The organism is Rhodoferax sp. (assembly GCF_028689305.1).
Lineage (GTDB): Bacteria > Pseudomonadota > Gammaproteobacteria > Burkholderiales > Burkholderiaceae_C > Rhodoferax.
Map to the genome: position 1 here is coordinate 1 of NZ_JAQTWM010000184.1, position 2,692 is coordinate 2,692.

General features: G+C 63.0%; 5 protein-coding genes. 1 reads left to right on the forward strand and 4 read right to left on the reverse strand.

What is annotated here, in order from left to right; all coding sequences use genetic code 11:
- The coding region (locus tag PHW99_RS18740; RefSeq protein WP_300181363.1) for an EAL domain-containing protein at positions 1-318 on the forward strand (318 nt) is incomplete at its 5' end.
- Between the two features lie 19 nt (positions 319-337).
- Here PHW99_RS18740 and PHW99_RS18745 read toward each other — a convergent pair.
- The 4 genes from PHW99_RS18745 to PHW99_RS18760 all read right to left on the reverse strand — a co-directional run.
- Complete coding sequence (locus tag PHW99_RS18745) at positions 338-670, reverse strand: cupin domain-containing protein (protein ID WP_300181366.1); 333 nt, start codon at positions 668-670, stop codon at positions 338-340.
- A gap of 74 nt (positions 671-744) precedes the next feature.
- A complete protein-coding gene (locus tag PHW99_RS18750) occupies positions 745-1,293 on the reverse strand; it encodes a histidine phosphatase family protein (RefSeq protein WP_300181369.1) in 549 nt (182 codons plus the stop codon).
- A complete protein-coding gene (locus PHW99_RS18755; protein WP_300181372.1) occupies positions 1,290-2,144 on the reverse strand; it encodes an adenosylcobinamide-GDP ribazoletransferase in 855 nt (284 codons plus the stop codon). The genes PHW99_RS18750 and PHW99_RS18755 overlap by 4 nt, the downstream gene beginning before the upstream one ends.
- Before the next feature lie 140 nt (positions 2,145-2,284).
- A partial coding sequence (locus tag PHW99_RS18760) for an FAD-dependent oxidoreductase (protein ID WP_300181376.1) occupies positions 2,285-2,692 on the reverse strand: 408 nt, incomplete at its 5' end.

Sequence of the window (2,692 nt, forward strand, 5' to 3'; positions counted from 1 at the left end):
GGCATCACCTTCTCCCTGGACGATTTTGGAACGGGCTACTCGTCACTGAGTTACCTCAAGAGGCTGCCGCTGAACAAGCTCAAGATTGACCAGTCGTTCGTCTACGACGTGCTGACCGACCCCCACAGCGCAGCCATTGTCCGCACGGTGCTTGCCCTCGGTCAGAGCATGGGGCTGGAAGTGATTGCCGAAGGGGTCGAGACTCAGGACCAGCGCCAGTTTCTGCTGAACAACGGCTGCCTGCTATACCAAGGCTACTGGTTCAGCGGCGCCCTGCCGGCCAACACCTTTGAAGCCTATGTGCAAGGCCTGGCCTGAACACCCGCCGTCACCGGCCTCAGGCCACGTGAATCGACATCGTCACCAGCGCCGATGAATCACGCACTGCCAACAACGAATGCGGCGTGGCGGCTTCCAGGTGAATGAAATCCCCAGGCTCCAGCACATGGTGGACACCGGGGGTTCGGAACTCCAGGCACCCCTCCATGCAATGCACCGTCATTTCGCCCGGCGCCTTGTGCTCTTTCATGTGTTGGCCCGCCTGCAAAACCACCCGCACCACCTCCAGTTGCCGCCCCTTGACGATGGCCGTGGTGCGTGCCCCTGCCATGCCCGGCCCCAGAGGCGACAGATTGACTTTGCTACCCGCTTGCAGATGCTGTTGTGCCATGAGATGCTCCCGGTGAGATGAAAGACCGCCGTCACGGTCGAATGCTCGCACAAACCGGCGCATCACGCCAGCCATCAGGTCAACGCCAACACACGCCACTGGCCAAAACCTGGCGCCTGCACCGGCCACTGTGCCGCATCACTCAGCTGCCGCACACCTTGTGCCAGCAGCTCAACCGCACGAATCACACCAGCGTGGGTGACCCAGACCTGCGGCCCCGGGCCAGCCGCAGCATCATCCCAGGCCGCGGCCACCCGCTGCATGACATCGGCCACACTTTCCACCCCGCCAAAGCGGTGGTGCCAGAAGTCAGCCGTCCAGCGGGCCAGCTCGTCGGCAGCCAGGCTGTCCCAGCGTTGCCCCTCCCAGCAGCCAAAATTCATTTCAACCAGACGTGCGTCCACCTTATACGTCAAATCGGGCCTTAGCCCGCATAAAACAAGCGTGAGACGCTCACATCTTTGTAGCGGCGACGAACTCACCCGGGCGCCATGAGGCAGCACCTGCGCCAGCGCCTGAGCGGCCTGAGTGGTGGCGGTTTCATCTGCCGCCACGTCCAGCGCGCCGTAACACACACCGGGCTCGATCAGCGGCTGCGCATGACGCACCAGCCACAGGCTCACAGGCTCAACCCCAATCCCAGGTAAAAAGCCAGTTCACACACCTGCTGGATCGCGCCGAGACAGTCCCCGGTAAAACCACCCAGCCGCCGCCAGAACCAGCGGGTCATCAGTGCCCAGGCCACGGCAGATAACACCACCGCATTCAGCAAGACCAGCAACAAGCTCTCTGCAGCCCCATCAAACGCTATAAAGTCAGTAGCTGATTGTGCATATATGACAAGGGCTAGAGCACAAAAACACCATGTAAAACCAGTCACCAGCGCTGCGCCGCTGATCTGATCGGCCAAGGGCTTGGATTTGGACCCCGCCGCATCCCCCACATGCGGCAACAACCGGATGGTCAGCAGCGGCCAGGTGCGCGACACCACATGGGCGGCAAACAGCGCGGCCACCATCAGCGGCATACTCACATCGCCCAGCAGCGTCAGCAAGGCCACCTTGCTCAGCAGCACCAGCACCACGGCAATCGCGCCAAACGCACCCACCCGCGAGTCTTTCATGATGGCCAGCGCCCGGTCACGCTCCGCACTGCCACCCAAACCATCGGCCACATCGGCCAGACCATCTTCATGAAAAGCCCCAGTGAGCAACACTCCCAGCACCGTGCCGAGCGCGGCCACCACCAGCGGAGCCGAACCCGTGGGCGGCAAAGTCATCGACAGCACCGCGCTAAAACCCGCCACCAGCCCCCCGACCAGCACACCCACACCGGGAAAATGGCCGGCACTGGCACGCAGCATGGCCGGGCTGAAACCCACCCAATCGGCCACGCGGCCCGTGACCGGAATACGCGTGAAAAACTGCAGGCTCAGCAGGTAATGGCGAAAAAATTGAAGCAGGAACGGGGGCATGGCTGTTGCATCACAAAGCACCCCGCGCGCCGGGGCAAGGCGCATAGGCTAACAGCTTTGCTCCCCTGCCCCGCCAGCCGGGATGCTCACCAAAGTGATTGGGCATCCAGCAGCAGTTCGCTGCGTGAGCGCTCTCGTGCTCAGGCGTAGCGGTCTACCCCCAGGCCTTCCATGCTGATTTGCGGTGCCTTGCCGCTGATCAGGTCGGCAATCACACGGCCGGTGCCTGCAGCCATGGTCCAACCCAGCGTGCCATGGCCGGTGGCCAGCATCATGTTGCGCATGCGGCAAGCACCCAGAATCGGCGTGCCGTCCGGGGTCATCGGGCGCAGGCCGGTCCAGAACTCAGCACGCGCCACGTCGCCCCCCTTCGGGAACAGGTCGGTCACGACAAACTCCAGTGTTTTGCGCCGCCCACTCTCCAGATCGAGGTTGAAACCCGAAAGCTGCGCCGTGCCGCCTACACGGATGCGGTCACCCAGGCGCGTCACCGCCACCTTGTGGGTCTCGTCCATGATGGTGGACTCAGGGGCTTGCGTGGCATCGGT

What these genes read in the sequence shown, in the direction of transcription:
- PHW99_RS18745 (WP_300181366.1), bottom strand. Translation starts at nt 670, where the DNA reads ATGGCACAACAGCATCTGCAAGCGGGTAGCAAAGTCAATCTGTCGCCT.
- PHW99_RS18755 (WP_300181372.1), bottom strand. Translation starts at nt 2,144, where the DNA reads ATGCCCCCGTTCCTGCTTCAATTTTTTCGCCATTACCTGCTGAGCCTG.